Raw genomic sequence first — 17,454 nt, 5'->3', positions numbered from 1 at the left:
CATGCACGAGCCGAAGAACGCCGCCGAGCCCCGCCGCAGAATCCGCCGGCGCAGGCAGCCTTCCGTACCCCCGGAGCCGCGGCAGCCGCCCACCCACCCGGCGCTGCGGGTGCTCGCGATGCTGGGCGCCTTCGTGGGGACGGTCCTCTTCAGCATCGCCCTGGCCCGCGTCACCCTGGAGCCTTCGGCGGCCTCCGCCGCCCTCGTGCACAGCAACGTCCACCCGGGCGCGTCGATCGAGGCCTACCTGGAGGGGGCGTCCGTCAAGGACGCCGCCAAGCAACTCGGCGGCAACATCCTGCTGGGCGTGCCGTTCGGCGTGCTGCTGCCCGTCCTCCTGCCGCAGGCCCGCGGGCTGCTGCGGGTGGCGGTCACCACCGCCGTGGTGATGACGCTCGTCGAGCTGATCCAGGGGGCGCTCGTCACGGGGCGGGCCTTCGACGTGGACGACGTCATCCTCAACACCTCGGGAGCCCTGCTGGGCTACCTCTTCCTCGGCCGCCGCATGGGCCGCGCCGTACACCCGCGCCGCCACCACTGGTGGCACCGCACGCCGCGCCCGATCGCGGAGCAGCAGCCGACCCCGGACCAGCCGGCACCGGCCGTCGACGTCGACACCAGGAAGCTCCCCCGTACGGAGGCCCGCTCGGCGTCGGACGACACCCGCACCGGCGCGCGGAGTCTGGTCGACCGATGGATCAAGCGGGATCCGCGCGCGCGAACCGCACGTCCGTGAGCCCTTCCGACCGCTCCCACCGGGCGGCGGCCGACCCCGCGGTCGGCCGCCGCGGCGCGTTGCGCACCCGTGGCGGCCGGCCGCGCCGTCAGGCCCGGTGAACCGGCCGCCCGCCACGTCCGGGAGGGCGCGAGGCGGCCGGGCCGCTCCGATCCGACGCCTCGTGGCGCAGGCTGCCCCTACCGGCATCCGGTGCCAGGACGCGCCCCGGTGCCGTTCGAGGCATGCGGTTACGATGGGCCGGTGACCACCCACCCCGGCCTCTCCATGGCCCAGCGCAAGCGCCGGCTCGTCTCCGACGAGCTGGCCGAAGCGGCCCTCCGGCTGCTCGCGCTGAAGGGGTTCGACGTGGTCACCATCGACGAGATCGCGACCACGGCCGGTGTCTCGAAGCGGACTTTCTTCCGCTACTTCGCGTCCAAGGAGGACGTGGTCGTCCAGTTCCTGGCCGACATGGGAGCCGGCGTTTCCGCGGAACTCGCGGCCCGCCCGCCCCACGAGCAACCCTCGGTGGCCCTGCTGCACGCGGTCTCGGTCCCGTTGGGCGCCTGCCGCGACCACCCCGACCGGGCACTGCCGGTGGTACGGCTCATCCTGCGCACCCCGGCACTGCTCGCCCGCTTCCTGGAACGGCAGGCCGAGTGGCGCGACGACCTGGCCGCGGAGCTGGCCCGCCGCCTGGGCCTCGACGTCGAGACGGACCTGTACCCGCGGCTGGCCGCCGGCATGGCGCTGACCGCCTTCGACACGGCGCTGCGCCGCTGGAGCTCGGGCGAGGGACGGGCCGGGGGCCGGGCCGCCGGCAACGGCGGCGAGGACCCGGCCGCAGTGGCCGCGCGGGCCTTCGCGATGATGGCCCCGGCACTGGACGTCCGGACGAACTGAACCGTGCCGACGGGCACCGCGCCCGCCGTCACACCCGCGCGCCCCGGCGCGCGACCTTGGAGGAGTCGGAAATGAAGCAACACGCAGACGGCACGGACGGCACCAGCCGCACCGCACTGGTCGAGGACCTGATGGGCCGTTTCCCCCACGTGCCCCGGGAAGCCGTGATCAAGGAAGACCTGTTGCGCGGCGGCATGGCCTTCGACGAGTCCGCGCTGAGCGGCACCGCCGACGGGGGCAGCGGTGACGTCAAGCCGAAGTCGTACTTCATCTTCTCCTTCGACCACCGCACCCTGCCGGAGCTAGGTGCCGCCGCGCTCAACCGGCCGCCCGAGGAGGTCGTCCTCACCGGCGGGCCCTACGACCTGCGCCGCACCGTCGTCTCCGTCCGGGTGAACCCGGACTCCCCCTACGTGGTGCGCGGCGGTGACGACGGCACGCTCGGCCTGTACCTGGACGGCGCGCGGATCGCGGACGTCGGCCTGCCCCCGATGCCGGAGTACTACCGGCACAAGCTGTCGAACGGCAAGTCGGTGATGGAGGTCGCGCCGACCATCCAGTGGGGCTACCTCATCTACCTGACCGTGTTCCGGGTGTGCCAGTACTTCGGTGCCAAGGAGGAGTGCCAGTTCTGCGACATCAACCACAACTGGCGCCAGCACAAGGCGGCCGGGCGCCCCTACACCGGTGTGAAGCCCGTCGAGGAGGTGCTGGAGGCCCTGGAGATCATCGACCGGTACGACACGGCCGGCGCCTCCAAGGCGTACACGCTCACCGGTGGCTCGATCACCTCCAAGGTCGCCGGCCGTGACGAGGCCGATTTCTACGGCCACTACGCGAAGGCCATCGAGGAGCGCTTCCCCGGCCGCTGGACCGGCAAGGTCGTCGCCCAGGCCCTGCCCCGCGACGACGTGCAGCGCTTCCACGACTACGGCATCCGCATCTACCACCCCAACTTCGAGGTGTGGGACAAGCGACTGTTCGAACTGCACTGCCCGGGCAAGGAGCGCTACGTCGGCCGCGACGAGTGGCACCGCCGGATCCTGGAGTCCACGGAGGTGTTCGGGCCGCGCAACGTGATCCCCAACTTCGTCGCGGGCATCGAGATGGCCGAGCCGTTCGGCTTCACCAAGGTCAGCGAGGCGATCGAGTCGACCCGCGAGGGGCTGCGGTACTTCATGTCGCACGGGGTCGTGCCCCGCTTCACCACCTGGTGCCCGGAGCCGACGACGCCGCTCGGCAAGGCCAACCCGCTGGGCGCACCGCTCGAATACCACATCCGGCTGTTGGAGACCTACCGGGCGACGCTGGAGGAGTTCGGCCTGAGCTCCCCTCCCGGCTACGGTCCGGCCGGTCCCGGTCGTGCGGTGTTCTCCGTCAGCTCGTTCATGGACAGCCTGGAGGGGCTGGAGGGCGACCAGGCCTGACCGGCCGATCCGGCCCCGTCGCCAACCGCGCGACGGGGCCGGATCCGGGTCCGCGGCCGGACCCCGCCCGCTACGGCTTCATCTCGTAGGCACCGGACAGCGCCTCGACCCGTGCCCAGACGCGGGCCGACCGGTCGGTGTCGACGACGGGACGGCGGACCGCGTCGAGCGCCCAGGCCTGCTGCTCCGGGGTGGCGGAGTCCTTCCCGTGCAGTTCGACGGCGTGCGCCGAGAAGTCCCGCACGAGCACCGCGAACAGCTCGTCGAGCACGTCCTCGTCCAGGCCCGTCAGGCGGGCCTGCTCCAGGATCAGCTGGCCGTGGACGACGAGGGCGAAGAGCTGGCCGACGGCCAGGAGGAGGTCGAGGTCCCGGCTCTGCGCCTCGTCGGGCGCGGCGGTCGTGACGAACGCGCACAGCGCGTCGGCCTGCTCGCGGAAACGGCCGACGTTCGGCAGGGCCGCGTACGCGTCGAAGGCGGGGCGCCAGTCGTGGAAGCGTACGGAGCCGAGGCCGCGGGCCGGGCCCTGGCGGAAGAGGAACTCGTCGTCGGCCGCGTCGAGGCGGGTCGGGACGGGCGCGTACTCGACCGGATCCAGCAGGTGGTTGCGCATGAACTTCAGGATCAGGGCGAGGTTGACGTGGACCGTGCCCTCCAGCTTCGGCAGGCCTCGGATCTCGACGGCGGCCTGCGCGAAGTAGGTGTCCTTCTCGAAGCCCTTCGCCGCGATGACGTCCCACATCAGGTCGATGACCTTCTCGCCCTCCGTGGTCACCTTCATCTTCGTCATCGGGTTGAAGAGGAGGTAGCGGCGGTCCTCGGGGCCGGCGGAGCGGAAGTAGTCGACGGCCCGGTCGCTGAACAGCTTCATGCCGACGAGGCGGACGTAGGCGTCGGCCAGCTCCCTGCGCACGTGCGGGAAGGCGGTAACGGGGCGGCCGTAGAGAACGCGGTTCTGCGCGTGGGTGACGGCCTCGTACATCGCGTGCTCGCAGATGCCGATCGAAGCCGTGCAGAGGTTGAACTTGCCGACGTTGACGGTGTTCAGGGCCGCGTCGAAGGCGGCGCGGCCGGTGTGCAGGACGTCGGCGGCGGTGACCGGGTAGTCCTCCAGGCGGAACTCGCTGACGTACTTCGAGGAGTCGACGACGTTCTTCACGAGCCGGTACGCCGGGTGGCGGCTGTCGGCGGCGAAGAACACGTAGCCGTCGGGGCCCTCCACGTCGGTGCGGCGGCCGAACACGGAGACGAGACCGGCGGCGTTGCCGTTGCCGATGTAGTACTTGGACCCGGTGGCCCGGAAGCCTCCGTCGCCCTCAGGCGTCAGCAGCATGTCCGTGGAGTAGATGTCGGCGCCGTGGGTCTTCTCCGACAGGCCGAAGGCGAACACCTCGCCCTCGGAGAGGAGTTCGGCGGCACGCGCGTGGGCGGCGACGTTCTCGCTCTGCCAGACCGGGCCGAGACCGAGGATGGTCACCTGCCACGCGTACCAGTAGTCCAGGCCGTAGAAGCCGAAGATCTCGTTGAGGGCGGCGATGCGCGCGGTGTCCCAGCGTTTGTCGGACACCTGCGGGCCCGCGGCGGAAGCCGGCGTCAGGAAGGTCGCGAAAAGGCCCTCCTTCGCGGAGAAGGCGAGGAAGTCGCCCAGCCAGGCACGGGTGCGGTAGTCCTCGATCAGCCGGCGCTTGCCGCGGTCCTCGAACCAGTCGACGGTGGCGCGCAGCAGTCGACGGGTCTCGGGGTCGAAGTGCGCGGGGTCGTAGGTGCGCGGGTTGAACAGCAGCGGGTCGGTCATCGGTGTGCGCCTTTCGGGTCGGTGATGGTGTCGGGGCCGGGCCACCGGCCGCTCCCGCCCGGCCCCGGGGCCGGGCGGATTCAGCGCTCGGCGAGCCGGTGGAGCGTGGCCAGTACGTCCTCCAGCCAGGCCAGCTGCATCCGCTCGTAGGCGATGCCGCCGCGGAGCACCACGTGCTGGAGCTCGCGGCCCGCGTCGGATCCGGCGGGGGCGTCCGGGCCGGTGAAGTCGCGCCGTTCACCGGCGAGGTAGTGCGTGAGCCGGTCGGCGTGCGCGAGGTGGTGCCGTTCGACCTCGCGGATCAGCGCGGCGGGGTCGTCGTCGAAGGCCGCCCCGCGGATCTTCACGGCGAGTTCGTGCCGGACGCTGTCGGGCTGGATCGGTTCGCACAGCCAGGCGGAGAGGGCGGCCCGGCCGGCCTCGGCGACGGAGTGCTCCTTCTTGTCCGGACGGCCCTGTTGGGGCACCTCGCGGACGTCGATCCAGCCGTCGGCCTCCATGCGCTTGAGCACGCGGTAGATCTGCTGGTGCGTCGCGGTCCAGAAGTAGCCGATGGACCGGTCGAAGCGGCGGGCCAGCTCGTAACCGGAGCCCGGCTGCTCCAGCAGGGAGACGAGGATCGCGTGCTCAAGGGCCATGCCCCGAATCCTTCTATGCAACTCGTTGCACATACAAGCGCCGGAGCCCGGGTGAGACACGGCTCACGACGACGAGGCCCCCGCCGATGGGTCGGCGGGGGCCTCGAAGGGGGAGTTCGGGGGGAATCCGGGCGGTGGGCGCATGACGCCGGGCGGTGGGCGTTCGACGCCGGGAGCCGGTGCTCAGTAGGACCGGTGCTCAGTAGGAGTTGCGGGACACCTTGAGGATCTTGCACTCGATCTTGTCGCCCGCCTTGGCGGACTGGGCGATCTCGTAGCCGAGCGCGCCGGCCTTGTCGTCGGTGAACTTCTGGCCGGGTGCCAGGTTCTGGCCGAGCGAGGTCAGGTCGGCCTTCTTCTGGCCGTTGACGAGGATCTCGCCCTCGACCAGGTAGGTGAACCGGCGGTCACCGCTGTTGACGTAGTCGACGGCGACGACGAGTTCCTTCAGGTCGAAGTCGCCCTTCTCCACCTTGCAGGCGGTGACCTTCACGTCCTGGGTGATGTCCGGGTCCTTGCCGGGCTTCGAGCTGTCGCCGGACTTCGCGTCGGGGGCGACCGAGGCGCTGTCGTAGTTCTTCTCCAGTTCCTTGCCCACCTCGTTCGCCGCCTCGCCGACGAGTACGGCGCAGCCGCCGAGGAGGAGAAGTCCCAGCGCGGTGGGGATGCCGCAGCCGAGGGCGATCTTCTTGCCGGTGCTCATGCCCGGCTTCGGCGGGGGCGGGAACTGCTGACCGTAGGGCTGCTGCCCGTACGGCTGCTGCCCGTGAGGCTGCTGGGGTGCGCCGTAACCGGGCTGCGGGGGCGTGGACATGGGTGGACTCCTGGGGACGTGACGACGAGCGGCGCTCAGCTTAGACAAAATGCCAATGCGTGCCATCCCGTACTCAGAGAGTGAGACGGGGCCCCGGCGGCGGCGACGACCCATCACCCGAACGGACGCGTCCGGGTGTCAGGGCCACGGCGCTCCTTGGAGGCTGGACCTGCGTCCCCTTCGGGCGCGCAGCCCCATGAAGGAGCCTCTCGTGGCACAGCAATCGCCTTCCACCTCCCCCACCGGCGCCCACCGGGACCGGGACGTGTTCGACAGTCGGAGCGCGTGGGCAGCGAGCGGAACCATGTTCGCCGGCGTCCTCCTCCTGATCGAGGGTGTCCTCGGCGTGATCAAGGGCATCACCGGTATCGCCCGCAACGACGTCTACACACAGGTGGGTGACTACGTCTTCAAGTTCGACGTGGCCGCCTGGGGTTGGATCCACCTGGTCCTCGGCATCGTCCTCGGCGTCGTCGGCGCGGGACTCCTCAAGGGCGCGCTGTGGGCCAGGGCGACGGGCGTGGTGCTCGCGGCCGTCAGCATCGTCCTCAACTTCATGTGGCTGCCCTACACGCCGATCTGGGCCGTCATCTCCATCGCCATCAGCGGCTTCATCATCTGGGCCCTGTGCAACGACGGCGGTCGCGCCCGGTCCGCCGGCGCCTGACCCCTCCGGGCTCCTTACGGGGAGCCCGGGACGACCAGGCCCGTCTCGTACGCCACGACCACGGCCTGGGCTCGACTGTCCAGGTCGAGTTTGGTCATGGTCCGGTTGAGGTGCGTCTTGACGGTTGCCTCGCCGATGTGGAGCCGCCCGGCGATCTCGGTGTTGGACAGCCCCTTGGCGGCCAGGCACAGCACCTCGCGCTCGCGGGCCGTGAGGACGTCCAGGTCGGCCGGGGTGTCCGGCACCGCGTCGGCGCGGTTCACGTAGGACTCGATCAGGCGGCGGGTGACGCTGGGGGCGAAGAGCATGTCGCCCCGGGCCACGGCGGAGACCGCCTCGATCAGCCGTTCCGGCCCCGTGTCCTTGAGGAGGAAGCCGGAGGCGCCGGCCCGCAGGGCGGCGTACACGTACTCGTCGAGGTCGAAGGTGGTCAGGACCAGCACCCGGGGAAGGGGGTCCACGGCCCGGGCGAGGATGCGTTCGGTCGCGGCGGTGCCGTCCAGGCCGGGCATGCGGATGTCCATCAGGATGACGTCCGGTCGGGTGCGGGCGGCGGCCTCGACCGCGCCCTCGCCGTCCTCGGCCTCGCCGACCACCTCGATGCCGGGCGCCGCCTGGAGCAGGGCCACGAGGCCCGCGCGGATCAGGATCTGGTCGTCGACGACGAGGGTCCGGATCATGCCGGTGGCCGGTTCCGTGGCCCGGGGAAGGGCCCCGCCGGGACCGGGAGGGTGAGGCGCACGCGAAATCCCCCCTCGGTTCGTGGACCGGCTTCGACCGTTCCGCCGTAGAGCTTGGCCCGTTCGCGCATGCCGATCAAGCCGTGCCCGGGCCCGGGCGCAACGTTGGCCGGATCCGGACGGTCTTCGGGACCGCCCGCGCCGTCGTCGGTGATCGTCACCAGCAGTTCGTGGGGCCGGTGGGAGACGAGGACGACGACGGCCGCGTGCCGCGCGTGCTTGATCACATTGGTCAGTGCCTCCTGCACCACCCGGTACGCGCACAGTTCCACGCCGGGCGGCAGCGGCCCGGGCGCCCCGTCGATCCGCAGGTCGACGGCGACGCCCGCGGCCCGCACCCGCTCCGCCACCTCCCGCAGACCGGCCAGCCCGGGGATCGGGGCGTACGGGGCGCGGCTCTCCTCGCCGTCCTCGACGTCCGCGGCGGAACGCAACAGGGTCAGGATGCGGCGCAGTTCGCGCAGGGCCTCCTGGCTGGTCTCGGATATCGTTCCCAGGGCCGCGCGGGCCTTCTCCGGCGCGGACGGGAAGACGTAACCGGCCATTCCCGCCTGGACGTTGATCACGGCCATGTGGTGCGCGACGACGTCGTGCAGCTCACGGGCGATGCGCCGCTGCTCCTCGGAGACCGCCTGGCGCTCTCGCCACTCCTGTTCCCGGCGCAAGCGGGCGGTGAGCGCCGCCAGTTGGCGGTTGCGCTCGTCGAGGACGCGGGCGCCGTTGCCGAACATCCACACCACGGCCGGCACGCCCAGGGCCTGTACCACCGTGATGGTGAGGCCGATTTCGGGAGCGGCCAGCCCGCTGCAGAACACGACGGCCGCGCACAGTGCGGCGCCGCCCGCGGCCGTGCGGGGCGGTCGCCGGGCGGCGACCCCGTACAGGGCGGCGGCGGGGGCCCAGAAGTTCAGGGAGGGTTGGTAGCCGGCCGCGAGGTAGCAGGCGTAGCCGAGGCAGGAGGCGACCAGCGCGAACACCGGCGCGGACCTGCGGGCGGCCAGCGGCAGCGCGACCCAGGCGGTCAACACGTAGGCGGTGGTGTCGAAGGGCGGCCATCCCGCCGGGTGGTACTGCCGCCCGGCGAGGGCCGCGGCGGCGGTCACGCCCAGGGCCAACGCGGCGTCGGCCAACCGCGGGTCGACGGAGCGGAGCCGGTCCGCCGGCCGGAGCCTGAAGCGCATCGGCGCACTTTACGCGGCGGTGTCGGACGCGGTCGTCATACCAGGGGTGGACCACGCGGGCGCGCGGTACTGACGCAGGGGTTTACCGCGGGAGTCAACTTCGGGGTTGACGCCCGGAAGCGGCATCCGGGAGACCGTACAGGGGTCCGAACGCACGCCGCCCGGCGTGCGGATCATCACCCGGTCGATCACAGGGGGATCACATGCGGATCAAGCAGAGGGTGGGCGTCGTGACGGCGGGCGTCGCCATGGTGGCGGGCCTCGGGCTCACGGGGACGGCGGCCCAGGCGGCGCCCGGTTCGGCGACGGGCGGGGCCTCGGCGATGGCCTGCTCGACGTCGAACGCGGTCACGAAGAGGACGGGCAGCGTCGACTCCATCCGGATCGAGCTGCGCTACAGCACCTCCAGCCGCTGCGCCTGGGGCCGGATCCACAACGCCGATCCGGGCGACAAGGTGTGGGTGGACCGCTCCTCGAACGGAGGCGGCACCTGGACCGGCCCCATGGGCATGACCACGGTCAACTCCGGTACCGACACGCATACCCCCGCCTACGACGACGCGGGCTGGGTGATGCGGGCCTGCGCCTGGAACGACACCACCGGCACCACGCGCTGTACGGGCTGGTACTGACGCTCCGGCCGCGCGGTCGCCCGTTCACGGGGGGCGAGCGACCGCGCGGCCGGTACCGGGAGCGGCGCGGCGGCGCCGCGTCGCGGACGTCCGTGCGCGGAGACCACCGGAAGGGACGAGTCCGGCGTACCGTCGAGCGACCGGCCGGGCCCCGACGGCGGGGCCGGTCCTCCTCGACGTCCTGACTCGGAGCCCGCCGATGCGCCTCTACGCACAGACCCCAGCCCGCCGGAGCCGCCAAGTGGTCGCGGACGTCATCGCCGTGGCCCTGGTGGCCGCCGCGGTGTGGTTCGCCCTGGCCGTCCACGACGCCATCATGAAGCTGGCCGAGCCGGGCCGGAGGGTCGAGAGCTCGGGTACCGGCCTCGCCACCGAACTCGGCAAGGCCGGCGACGCCGCCTCGAACGTGCCGCTCGTCGGCGGGCTGCTGCGCAAGCCGCTCCGGTCCGCGGCAGACGCCGGTGCCGGGCTCGCCGACGCCGGACAGTCGATGCAGGACGCCGTCGGCCAGGTGGCCACCCTGACCACCGCCGCCCTGATCGTCGTGCCCGTGGCCGTCGTCCTGTTGCTGTGGCTCCCCGCCCGCCTGCGCTGGATCCTGCGCGGCAACGCCGTGCAACGGCTCTTCGACGCGCCCGGGGGCGCCGACCTGCTCGCCCTGCGCGCCCTGACCGGTCCGCCCCGCGCCCTCACCGCGCTCCGCGCTCCCGAGGGCGGTCTCGCCGACGCCTGGCGGCGCGGTGACCAACAGGTCATCGGAGAGTTGGCCGAGGTGGCACTGAGGCGGGCCGGACTGCGGCCCTGAGGAGGGGGAGTCAGGCGGCGCGGAGGCGCCGGTGTTCGAGGGCGGCGGCGAGGACGTAGGCGCCGCCTCCCCCGACGGCGAGCACCCAGTAGAGGCCGGGGGTCGCGAGCGGGAGCGCCGCGGTGGAGATCAGCGCGAGCCAGAGGCCGAGGCCGTAGTGCAACACGTTGCGGCGCACGGCGCCTTCGGCCAGGTAGAGCAGACCGACGACGAGCCCGGAGCCGGCGGGCCACAGGAGGGATTGCAGCTGCGGTTCGTCGACGAGCGACGTGAGGCCGGTGATGGCGAGGAACAGGACGGTGAAGGCGGCGATCCAGGCCGCCCCGAGCAGCCTGCCGGAGAGGACGTCCGCGGCGGGAGCCCCCTGTTGGGCCCGCGCGGCGGCGCTCGTGGCCAGGACGATACCGGCCACGAGCCCGCTCCCGAGGAGCGTCAACGGCAGCCAGCCGGGCAGCTCCAGCAGGGGTGCGGAGCCCTCGGAGAGCGCGGCGGCCCCGTGCCCGAGCACGTAGGCGAGTCCGAAGCCGAGGTAGGCGGCACGGTTGTCGACCTCGCGCGGAGCCCGCGCGGGCTCGGCCTCGCTCCGGGCGGCGGGCCGGTCGCCCGGCGGGGACGGGGTACGGACATGGGCGACGGGCGGCGGGGCGGTTGCGGGACCGGACATGGTGGGACCTCCATCGGGAACGGCGGGGTGGTGGGGCGCCGCACGTGACGGCCGGCGCCGGACCCGTGGTCCGGCGCCGTCGTACGGGCGGGCCTGCCGGGGACGCGGTCCACGCCGCGCCCCCGGGGCGGTGCGTCAGGCGCCCGCCCGGTCGAGGTCGGCGTCGGGGATCCAGGAGCCGTGGATACCGGCCGTGACGCGGCGCGGCAGGTGGACGGTGGCGACCCGGTCGAGGCCGGAGGCGTCCAGCACCAGCAACTGGGAGGCGTCCTGCTTGAGGTCGGACACCACGGTGAGAAGGTAGCCGTCGTCCTCACAGGTCGCACCGGCGGCGGGGACGAAGACGGCCTCGCTGGGCAGCCTGGCGTCGCCGATCCGGTGGATGCGGCGGGCTCCCGTGGTGCGGTCGTACTTGACGACCCCGTAGCCGCCGTAGCCCTCGTGGTCGGGGAACGACACGGCGTACTGGTAGCGGTGCTCGGCGCCCAGGTAGTTCTCGTTGAGCGTCGGGAACTCCACCGCGAGGTCGTCGATGATCTGCTCGTCGACGCTGCCGGCCTTCAGGTCGATCACCCAGCGGCGCGTGTAGGAACGGGTGTTGGGCTCGGTGCCGCGACCGGGCGCGCCGACCCACCAGTTCCAGGAGAGCCGGAAGCCCTCGCGGTCGACGGTGGGGCCTTCCAGGACGATGTTGCCCTGGCCGTCCTCGTAGGCGTTGCCGACGTGCAGCATGTTGCCGGGTTCGATGGAGAACCAGCGGATGTGGCGGGCACCGTCCTCGCCGCGGGGCATGACGCCGATGCGGGCGGGCTGGTCGTCGCTCCAGCCGTAGGGGATGCCGGAGTGTTCCGCGGGGTCGAACGTGACGTTGCCCTCGACGAAGACGACGTGATGGCGGGTGATCGCGAAGTCGTGCTTGAGGGAGGCGGTCGCTCCCGGTATCTCCGCGGTCCGGATGATCTCGCCCTTGGCGTCGGCGACGTGGTGGGTGAGGAAGGGCGGGAACGGTGAGGAACCGAAGAAGTGGAGCTCGCCGGTGCGCGGGTCCTCCTTGGGGTGGGCGGTCATCGCGGTGCGCAGGGTGCCGTTGAAGTCGTAGGCGCCGACGGTGTCGAGGTCGGGGGTCAGCTCGAACGGGAGGTTGGCCTCGCAGAGGGCGAGAAGGCGTCCGGCGTGTTCGATGACGTGGGTGCCGGCGGTGCTGGCGGTGAGGTCGGGGCCCGTGGCGGTCATGTAGGGGGCGCCGTCGAGGGCGGGGGTGTGGACCCACCGGTTGCGGTACCACTCGGCGCGACCGTCGCGCAGGCGGATCCCGTGGACCATGCCACTGCCCTTGAACCAGTGGCTGGGGGTCACGCCGGGCTTGGGGTTGTGGCTGTTGCGGATCAACCGGCCGGTCAGCTCAGGGGGCAGGGTGCCTTCGACGGTGAGTCCGGTGGCGGACACCTCGTCGGCGACGGGGGTGTAGTGGCCGGTCAGGTAGGGCGGGGTGGTCATGTGGGGTCCTCGTGTCTCATGGGCGCCGATGGCGGCGGTGGCTGTGGTGGTGTGGTTGTGGTGTCGTGGTGGTGTGGTTGTGGTCGTCGCCGGGGTGGTCGTCGTCGCCGTGCGCGCGGCCGTGCTCATGGGCATGACCGCGGCCGGGGCGGTGGCCGGGGGCCGGGCTGGGGCCGTCCGGGGATCAGGCGGGCTGCTCGGCCCGGGCCTTGAGACAGTCGAGCCAGTCCTGCAAGGAGGTCCTCAGGGCGGTCGCGAGTTCGTCGACCGCGGCGTCGACGGGCTCGCCGCTCCAGGACTCCTCGGTGCGGACGACGACCCCGGCCCCGGACGGCTCGAACGTCCATACGTGGATGCCGACGATGCCCTGGACGGTGCCGCCCCAGACGATCCGTCGTCCCGGTACGAGTTCGTGGATCGTGGAGGTGATGTCCAGCCCGTGGGTGAGCCAGGCGAAGCCGGTTCCGACGGCCAACGGGCCGTCGAGTCGGGCCCGGTCGATGCCGGTGTTCCAGAGGGGCCAGTTGTCGACGTCGGTGTGCAGGTCCCAGACGGTGGCGGGAGCGGCGTCGATCGACGTCGAGAGGCTGACGACGACGGGGGCGGTGGTGTCGACGGTGGTGTGCATGCTTGTCCTTGTCCTTGTCGGTGCTCGGTACGGATCGGGTGCTACGGATCGGGTCGTAGGGCTTCGGGTTGCGCGGTTCGGTCGTGCGGTTCGGTCGTGCGGTCGCGGGTCGTGCAGTTCGGCCCCCCGCCCGGTCAGGCGGTTTCGGATCGGGCCGCGGCCTTCCGGTCTCCGGCCCGCCCCTCCGGGGAGGGCGGCTCGGCCGGCGCCCCGGACGTGGGCACGAACGCCGGGACGGAGCCTCCGGGGCGACGAGCGGGGCGGGTGAGCGGGAGGGCGAGGAGGGCGGTGGCGGCCAGGATCGCGGCGGAGACCGCGAAGGCCGCCCGGTAGCCGGAGGTGAGGGCCTCCAACGGGGACTCGTGGGCGCCGGCGTGGGCGGTGACGGATCCCGCCAGGGTGGCGAGAGCGGCCAGTCCGATCACACCGCCGATCTGACGGGTGGTGTTCACCAGCCCACCGGCCAGGCCCGCGTCCTGCCGGGGCACGCCGTCCACGGCGAGCGCGGTGAGCTGGACGAAGCCGATGCTCAGGCCGAGTCCGACCAGGACGCTCGGACCGAGGACGTCGAGGAGGTAACTCCCGTCCGCACTCATCCGGGACAGCCACCACAGGCCCGCCGCCTCGACGATCAGTCCACCGGTCAGGGTCGCCGTGGCACCGATCCGGCCGGAGAGCCGTGGCGCAAGGACCGCCCCGAGCATGTTGGCCGCCGCGAGCGGGAGTTGTCCCGCCCCGGTGGCCAGCGGGCTCATGCCGAGGACCTGTTGCTGGTACAGCGGCAGGAAGAAGAACAGGGCGATCCATACGGATCCCAGGAGCGCCATCAACGCGTTGCCGGCGGCTATGCGGCCGGTGGTGAACATCCGGGGCGGGATCAGTGCGTCCGGCCGGCGGCGCTCGACGATGACGAAGGCCACGAGCAGCACGACGGCGCCCAGCAGGGCCGCCAGTACCCCCGGGTCCGTCCAGCCCGAGGCCCGCGCGCCGGTCAGTCCCCAGACGAGACAGGTCAGGGCGAGCGTGACGGTCGCCGTCCCCAACAGGTCGAACCGTCCGGCCGCACGCTCCGCCGACCGGGGCACGAGCGCCACCACGGCGACGAGGACCAGCAGCGTGCCGAGCGCCACGGCGTGGAAGACCCAGGGCCAGCCCCACGCCTGGGTGAGCACCCCGCCCAACAGGACTCCACTCGCTCCCCCGGCGCCGGACACCGCGCCCCACACTCCCAGCGCCCTGCCCCTCCCGGGGCCGGGCGGGAACAGGTCCATCGTCAGGGCCAGCGCGGCCGGGGCGATGGCGGCGGCGCCTGCGCCCTGCACGACTCTGGCGACGATGAGCAGGCCGGGAGAGTCGGCGAGCCCGGCCGCGAGCGAGGCTCCGGCGAACACCGCGAGGCCGGCGATCAGCAGCCGGCGGCGACCGAGCAGGTCCCCCGCCCGGCCCCCGGCCAGGAGCAGCGCGCCGAACGCCAGGCTGTAGGCGTTGACCACCCATGTGGTGCCGCCGTCCGAAAGCCCCACCCCCGACCGGATCTGCGGCAGCGCCACGTTCACGATCGAGGTCGCCAGCATCACGGTGAACTGCGCGGCGGCCAGCGCCGCGAGCGCGGCTCCCCGACGGGGTGGGGCGGCGGGCTCGCCGTTCGTGCGTCCAAGGTTCATGACGCACAGCCTCGTGTCGGGCGGTGTCCACTTTCCATGCCCGCCGCCGACGACGACTGTCCAGTGCTGTCCGCACCTGTCCACGGAGCACCTGGTCACGCACGCGGATCACTTCGCCCCCGCGACGTCGGGGGGCGGGATGCCCGCCCGGCGCCCGTCCGACGATCCGGCGGCGGTCCCGGACGCGGCGGCCCCGCCCGGGACCGGGGTGTCCGGCCGGTCCGCGATCGGACCGCGGCGGGCGTCCTCCGATCGGCTGCGGGCGGTGACCACCGGAACCTTCGACCGCCGGGGCCTCGACCGCCGGGATCAGGCCGGGTCGGTCGGGTGGTCGTCCCAGGCCATCGAGCTCATCCTCCAGCCGGCGGGCGTCCGGACGAACTGGGTCGTCTTGTGCCCCGCGCCCTCGAACCGCCGGCCTTCGAGGAGGCCGGACTTGCGGTACTCGCTGAACCGGTGCGCGACCGACCCGAAGATCTCCGTGCGCTCGGCGACCTCCCATTCGTGGAACTCCGTGAGGGTGCCGTCGGTCAGGATCCGCTCCCGGGGGGCGATGAACCCGTCGAGGTCGTGGACGACGGGGTCGCCCCCCACGTTCTTGATGATCATCCCCTGTGGGATGAACACCTCCCTGACCGCCTCCAACCTCGGCCGTCGGCCCCCGACGTTGGTGAACGCACCGAGGAACGTCCGCATCAGCAGGTCGAGTTCACGCTTCACGTCGGACACCGGCCCATCCTCGCGCACCGCTCCGCACCGGGCAACGATCCCACCACGGTGGTAGCTCCACGCGTTTGATCCATTACTTTCAGTGAGAAACGGAGGATGGATTCCACTCGCCGTGGGCAGAACTGGTGCATGGACACGGACACACCCGGATGGCTGCGGCGCCTCACGCGCCGTCTCGCTCCCAAGGGGGGCGGCGGCGCAGCGGCGGTCATCGCGCCGCGTCGCGCCCCCGCCTTCACCGCCGACTTCGCCTCCCCCACCCAATGGATCGCCGGACGCTCGTGGGCGTATCCCGGCGGCGGCCCGGTCAACCCGCGCGACAACAAACTCGATCACCTGACGGCCGACCCCACCTACAGCCGCGCCGGCGTCTTCCGGGCGACCCTGCGCCCCGACGGGAACTGGGACAGCGGTCTGCTCACCACCGAGGGCAGCGACGAGGGCTTCATGGTGCGCACGGGCGACGTGTTGGAAGCCCGCGTGAAACTGCCCGTCGAGCGCGGGGCGTGGCCCGCGATCTGGACCTGGCGCGACGGCGGCCAGGAAATCGACGTCTTCGAGTACCACCCCGACAACCCCGATCTGCTGGAGCTGTCCAACCACGTCCGGGAGGGCCACCGCTACCACCGTGACCCGTCCGTGCGGCCCGGCGGCTGGGTGGACCTGAAGGTCGAGTTCGGCCGCAACTCGGTGATCTGGTGGGTCAACGGCGCCCGCGTCTTCAGCGACGGCAGGGGGGTGGGGCGCACCTGGCGCGCGTACCTGATCGTCAACCTGTCGGTGTGCGCCGGCAGGTACCACCCGGCCCCGGACCCCTCGGCCACCGAGATGTCGTACGAGGTCTCCACGCTGAAGGTGTACCGGCGCTAACCGGTCTCCCCCACCAGTCGGGCCACGCCGTCCACGAACCGCTCGACGCCGCCCGGGGACACCGTCAGGAAGAGGTTGGGCTCGATGAGTTCCAGCTCCATCACCACCGGCGTCCCGTCGGCGCCCCGCACGAGGTCGACCCGGGCGTAGACGCCCATCGGGCCGACCACCTTCGCCGCGGCGGCGAGAGCCGCCGCGGCGAGGTCCCGTTCGGCCCCGTCGGGTACGTGTGCGGTCAGGTCGGGGTGCGGGGCGCGCTCGTTGTCGATGCGGCCCGTGTCGGTCAGCACCGGCCCCTTGCGCAGGGCGTGGCTGAACCGACCTCCCAGGAACACCAGGGCCCGTTCGCCGTCGGCGATCCGGTCCATGTACGGCTGAACCATCGCCGTCTCGCCGGCCGCCTGGAGAAGGCGTACATGCGCCTCGGCGGCGGCGCGCTGGGTCGGGGTGTAGCGGGCACTGTTGCGGGAGCCCGCGGACACCGAGGGTTTGACGACGATGTCCCCGTGCTCCGGCAGTGCGATGTCCTCGCCGGGGGCGACGAAGCGGGTCGGGACGGTCGGCACCGAGAGGGCTGCCAGTTCCGCGAGGTACCTCTTGTCGCTGTTCCACCGCACCACTCGGGCGGAACTGTGCAGCGCGGTCACCGCGTCGACCCGATCCGCCCAGGCCAGGAACTCGGGCAACCGGCCCGTGTACTCCCAGGTGGATCGGATGACCACGACGTCCTGGGCGGCCCAGTCGAAGCCCGCGTCGTCCCACCGCGCGGCCGTCGCGTCGATGCCCCGCGCGCGCAGGGCGGCGACCAGAACCGGAAGTTCGCCGTCGTGCGCGATGCCCGAGGCGTCGGTGGCGAGAGCCACCCTCGGCACGTCCCGAGCGGCACCCTCGGCGAACGGGCGGGCCGGTGCGGCGGCTGCGTCGTCGTGCGCGGTTGCCGCGTCGGCGTGTGCGGTTCGGGCGTCGTCGTGCGCGGTATGGGCCTGGTCCTGCACGGTTTCGGCGTTGCTGTCCACGGTGTCGGCCGTCCCGTTCCTTCGTCGTCCGAGGGGATCCTGTCCATGATCGCATCCACGGGCGCG

The 17,454-nt window shown here is 72.4% G+C and carries 18 protein-coding genes; 7 read left to right on the top strand and 11 right to left on the bottom strand.

Annotated elements, in window-relative coordinates; all coding sequences use genetic code 11:
- Position 1: 1 nt before the first annotated feature.
- From ACZ58N_RS17020 to ACZ58N_RS17010, 3 genes are all read left to right on the top strand, one after another.
- Entirely contained in the window at positions 2-736 is a 735-nt protein-coding gene (locus ACZ58N_RS17020; protein WP_471159928.1) for a VanZ family protein, read from the top strand.
- A gap of 267 nt (positions 737-1,003) precedes the next feature.
- Entirely contained in the window at positions 1,004-1,621 is a 618-nt protein-coding gene (locus ACZ58N_RS17015; protein ID WP_471160144.1) for a TetR family transcriptional regulator, read from the top strand.
- Between the two features lie 71 nt (positions 1,622-1,692).
- The gene (locus ACZ58N_RS17010; RefSeq protein ID WP_471159926.1) at positions 1,693-3,048 is read left to right on the top strand and encodes a radical SAM protein; all 1,356 of its coding nucleotides are present in this window, start codon (positions 1,693-1,695) and stop codon (positions 3,046-3,048) included.
- Between the two features lie 70 nt (positions 3,049-3,118).
- Here ACZ58N_RS17010 and ACZ58N_RS17005 read toward each other — a convergent pair whose 3' ends face one another.
- From ACZ58N_RS17005 to ACZ58N_RS16995, 3 genes are all read right to left on the bottom strand, one after another.
- Positions 3,119-4,843: an acyl-CoA dehydrogenase family protein gene (locus ACZ58N_RS17005; RefSeq protein ID WP_471159923.1), complete on the bottom strand. Its 1,725-nt coding sequence runs from the start codon at positions 4,841-4,843 to the stop codon at positions 3,119-3,121.
- An 80-nt stretch (positions 4,844-4,923) separates the two neighbouring features.
- Positions 4,924-5,481: a PadR family transcriptional regulator gene (locus ACZ58N_RS17000; protein WP_389700625.1), complete on the bottom strand. Its 558-nt coding sequence runs from the start codon at positions 5,479-5,481 to the stop codon at positions 4,924-4,926.
- Positions 5,482-5,680: 199 nt separating this feature from the next.
- Positions 5,681-6,295, bottom strand: a complete 615-nt coding sequence (locus ACZ58N_RS16995) for a hypothetical protein (RefSeq protein ID WP_471159919.1) — start codon at positions 6,293-6,295, stop codon at positions 5,681-5,683.
- Between the two features lie 211 nt (positions 6,296-6,506).
- On the opposite strand from ACZ58N_RS16995, the gene ACZ58N_RS16990 reads away from it, so the two are divergent.
- Positions 6,507-6,962 carry a DUF7144 family membrane protein gene (locus tag ACZ58N_RS16990; RefSeq protein WP_471159916.1) on the top strand — a complete coding sequence of 152 codons (456 nt, stop codon included), beginning with the start codon at positions 6,507-6,509 and terminating at the stop codon, positions 6,960-6,962.
- 14 nt (positions 6,963-6,976) lie between these two features.
- On the opposite strand, the gene ACZ58N_RS16985 is transcribed toward ACZ58N_RS16990, so the two are convergent.
- Positions 6,977-7,642 (bottom strand): response regulator, encoded by a 666-nt coding sequence (locus ACZ58N_RS16985; protein ID WP_471159914.1) that lies wholly within the window; start codon positions 7,640-7,642, stop codon positions 6,977-6,979.
- Positions 7,639-8,883 carry a sensor histidine kinase gene (locus ACZ58N_RS16980; RefSeq protein WP_471159911.1) on the bottom strand — a complete coding sequence of 415 codons (1,245 nt, stop codon included), beginning with the start codon at positions 8,881-8,883 and terminating at the stop codon, positions 7,639-7,641. Before ACZ58N_RS16980 ends, ACZ58N_RS16985 begins: the two co-directional genes overlap by 4 nt.
- Positions 8,884-9,086: 203 nt before the next feature.
- On the opposite strand from ACZ58N_RS16980, the gene ACZ58N_RS16975 reads away from it, so the two are divergent.
- Positions 9,087-9,515 carry a DUF2690 domain-containing protein gene (locus tag ACZ58N_RS16975; protein ID WP_471159908.1) on the top strand — a complete coding sequence of 143 codons (429 nt, stop codon included), beginning with the start codon at positions 9,087-9,089 and terminating at the stop codon, positions 9,513-9,515.
- Between the two features lie 199 nt (positions 9,516-9,714).
- On the top strand, positions 9,715-10,320 hold the full coding sequence (locus ACZ58N_RS16970; RefSeq protein ID WP_471159906.1) for a hypothetical protein: 606 nt from the start codon (positions 9,715-9,717) through the stop codon (positions 10,318-10,320).
- Positions 10,321-10,330: 10 nt separating this feature from the next.
- Here ACZ58N_RS16970 and ACZ58N_RS16965 read toward each other — a convergent pair whose 3' ends face one another.
- The 5 genes from ACZ58N_RS16965 to ACZ58N_RS16945 form a co-directional block, all read right to left on the bottom strand.
- Positions 10,331-10,984: an ABC transporter permease gene (locus tag ACZ58N_RS16965; RefSeq protein WP_471159903.1), complete on the bottom strand. Its 654-nt coding sequence runs from the start codon at positions 10,982-10,984 to the stop codon at positions 10,331-10,333.
- A 135-nt stretch (positions 10,985-11,119) separates the two neighbouring features.
- Positions 11,120-12,481 carry a carotenoid oxygenase family protein gene (locus ACZ58N_RS16960; protein WP_471159900.1) on the bottom strand — a complete coding sequence of 454 codons (1,362 nt, stop codon included), beginning with the start codon at positions 12,479-12,481 and terminating at the stop codon, positions 11,120-11,122.
- 184 nt (positions 12,482-12,665) lie between these two features.
- Entirely contained in the window at positions 12,666-13,109 is a 444-nt protein-coding gene (locus ACZ58N_RS16955; RefSeq protein WP_471159897.1) for an SRPBCC family protein, read from the bottom strand.
- Between the two features lie 134 nt (positions 13,110-13,243).
- Positions 13,244-14,773, bottom strand: coding sequence for an MFS transporter (locus tag ACZ58N_RS16950; protein WP_471159895.1), 1,530 nt, complete (start codon positions 14,771-14,773; stop codon positions 13,244-13,246).
- Positions 14,774-15,082: 309 nt separating this feature from the next.
- Positions 15,083-15,502: a DUF4440 domain-containing protein gene (locus tag ACZ58N_RS16945; RefSeq protein ID WP_471159892.1), complete on the bottom strand. Its 420-nt coding sequence runs from the start codon at positions 15,500-15,502 to the stop codon at positions 15,083-15,085.
- 129 nt (positions 15,503-15,631) lie between these two features.
- Here ACZ58N_RS16945 and ACZ58N_RS16940 point away from each other — a divergent pair, with 129 nt between their 5' ends.
- Positions 15,632-16,372: a LamG domain-containing protein gene (locus ACZ58N_RS16940; RefSeq protein WP_471159889.1), complete on the top strand. Its 741-nt coding sequence runs from the start codon at positions 15,632-15,634 to the stop codon at positions 16,370-16,372.
- Here the strand turns inward: ACZ58N_RS16940 and ACZ58N_RS16935 are convergent.
- A complete protein-coding gene (locus tag ACZ58N_RS16935; protein WP_471159887.1) occupies positions 16,369-17,388 on the bottom strand; it encodes an ATP-grasp domain-containing protein in 1,020 nt (339 codons plus the stop codon). The two genes, ACZ58N_RS16940 and ACZ58N_RS16935, sit on opposite strands and share 4 nt — an antisense overlap.
- Positions 17,389-17,454 lie beyond the last annotated feature (66 nt).

The sequence above is a fragment of the Streptomyces sp. NPDC040432 genome (genome assembly GCF_055595445.1).
The sequence above is the reverse complement of the archived record's forward strand: the minus strand, read 5'-3'. Positions and strand labels throughout refer to the sequence as shown.

Coding starts and splice junctions, on each gene's coding strand:
- ACZ58N_RS16955 (WP_471159897.1), bottom strand. CDS start 13,109: ATGCACACCACCGTCGACACCACCGCCCCCGTCGTCGTCAGCCTCTCG.
- ACZ58N_RS17005 (WP_471159923.1), bottom strand. CDS start 4,843: ATGACCGACCCGCTGCTGTTCAACCCGCGCACCTACGACCCCGCGCAC.
- ACZ58N_RS16995 (WP_471159919.1), bottom strand. CDS start 6,295: ATGTCCACGCCCCCGCAGCCCGGTTACGGCGCACCCCAGCAGCCTCAC.
- ACZ58N_RS17010 (WP_471159926.1), top strand. CDS start 1,693: ATGAAGCAACACGCAGACGGCACGGACGGCACCAGCCGCACCGCACTG.
- ACZ58N_RS16985 (WP_471159914.1), bottom strand. CDS start 7,642: ATGATCCGGACCCTCGTCGTCGACGACCAGATCCTGATCCGCGCGGGC.
- ACZ58N_RS16950 (WP_471159895.1), bottom strand. CDS start 14,773: ATGAACCTTGGACGCACGAACGGCGAGCCCGCCGCCCCACCCCGTCGG.
- ACZ58N_RS16975 (WP_471159908.1), top strand. CDS start 9,087: ATGCGGATCAAGCAGAGGGTGGGCGTCGTGACGGCGGGCGTCGCCATG.
- ACZ58N_RS16980 (WP_471159911.1), bottom strand. CDS start 8,883: ATGCGCTTCAGGCTCCGGCCGGCGGACCGGCTCCGCTCCGTCGACCCG.
- ACZ58N_RS16960 (WP_471159900.1), bottom strand. CDS start 12,481: ATGACCACCCCGCCCTACCTGACCGGCCACTACACCCCCGTCGCCGAC.
- ACZ58N_RS17020 (WP_471159928.1), top strand. CDS start 2: ATGCACGAGCCGAAGAACGCCGCCGAGCCCCGCCGCAGAATCCGCCGG.
- ACZ58N_RS17000 (WP_389700625.1), bottom strand. CDS start 5,481: ATGGCCCTTGAGCACGCGATCCTCGTCTCCCTGCTGGAGCAGCCGGGC.
- ACZ58N_RS16970 (WP_471159906.1), top strand. CDS start 9,715: ATGCGCCTCTACGCACAGACCCCAGCCCGCCGGAGCCGCCAAGTGGTC.
- ACZ58N_RS16965 (WP_471159903.1), bottom strand. CDS start 10,984: ATGTCCGGTCCCGCAACCGCCCCGCCGCCCGTCGCCCATGTCCGTACC.
- ACZ58N_RS16940 (WP_471159889.1), top strand. CDS start 15,632: ATGGACACGGACACACCCGGATGGCTGCGGCGCCTCACGCGCCGTCTC.
- ACZ58N_RS17015 (WP_471160144.1), top strand. CDS start 1,004: ATGGCCCAGCGCAAGCGCCGGCTCGTCTCCGACGAGCTGGCCGAAGCG.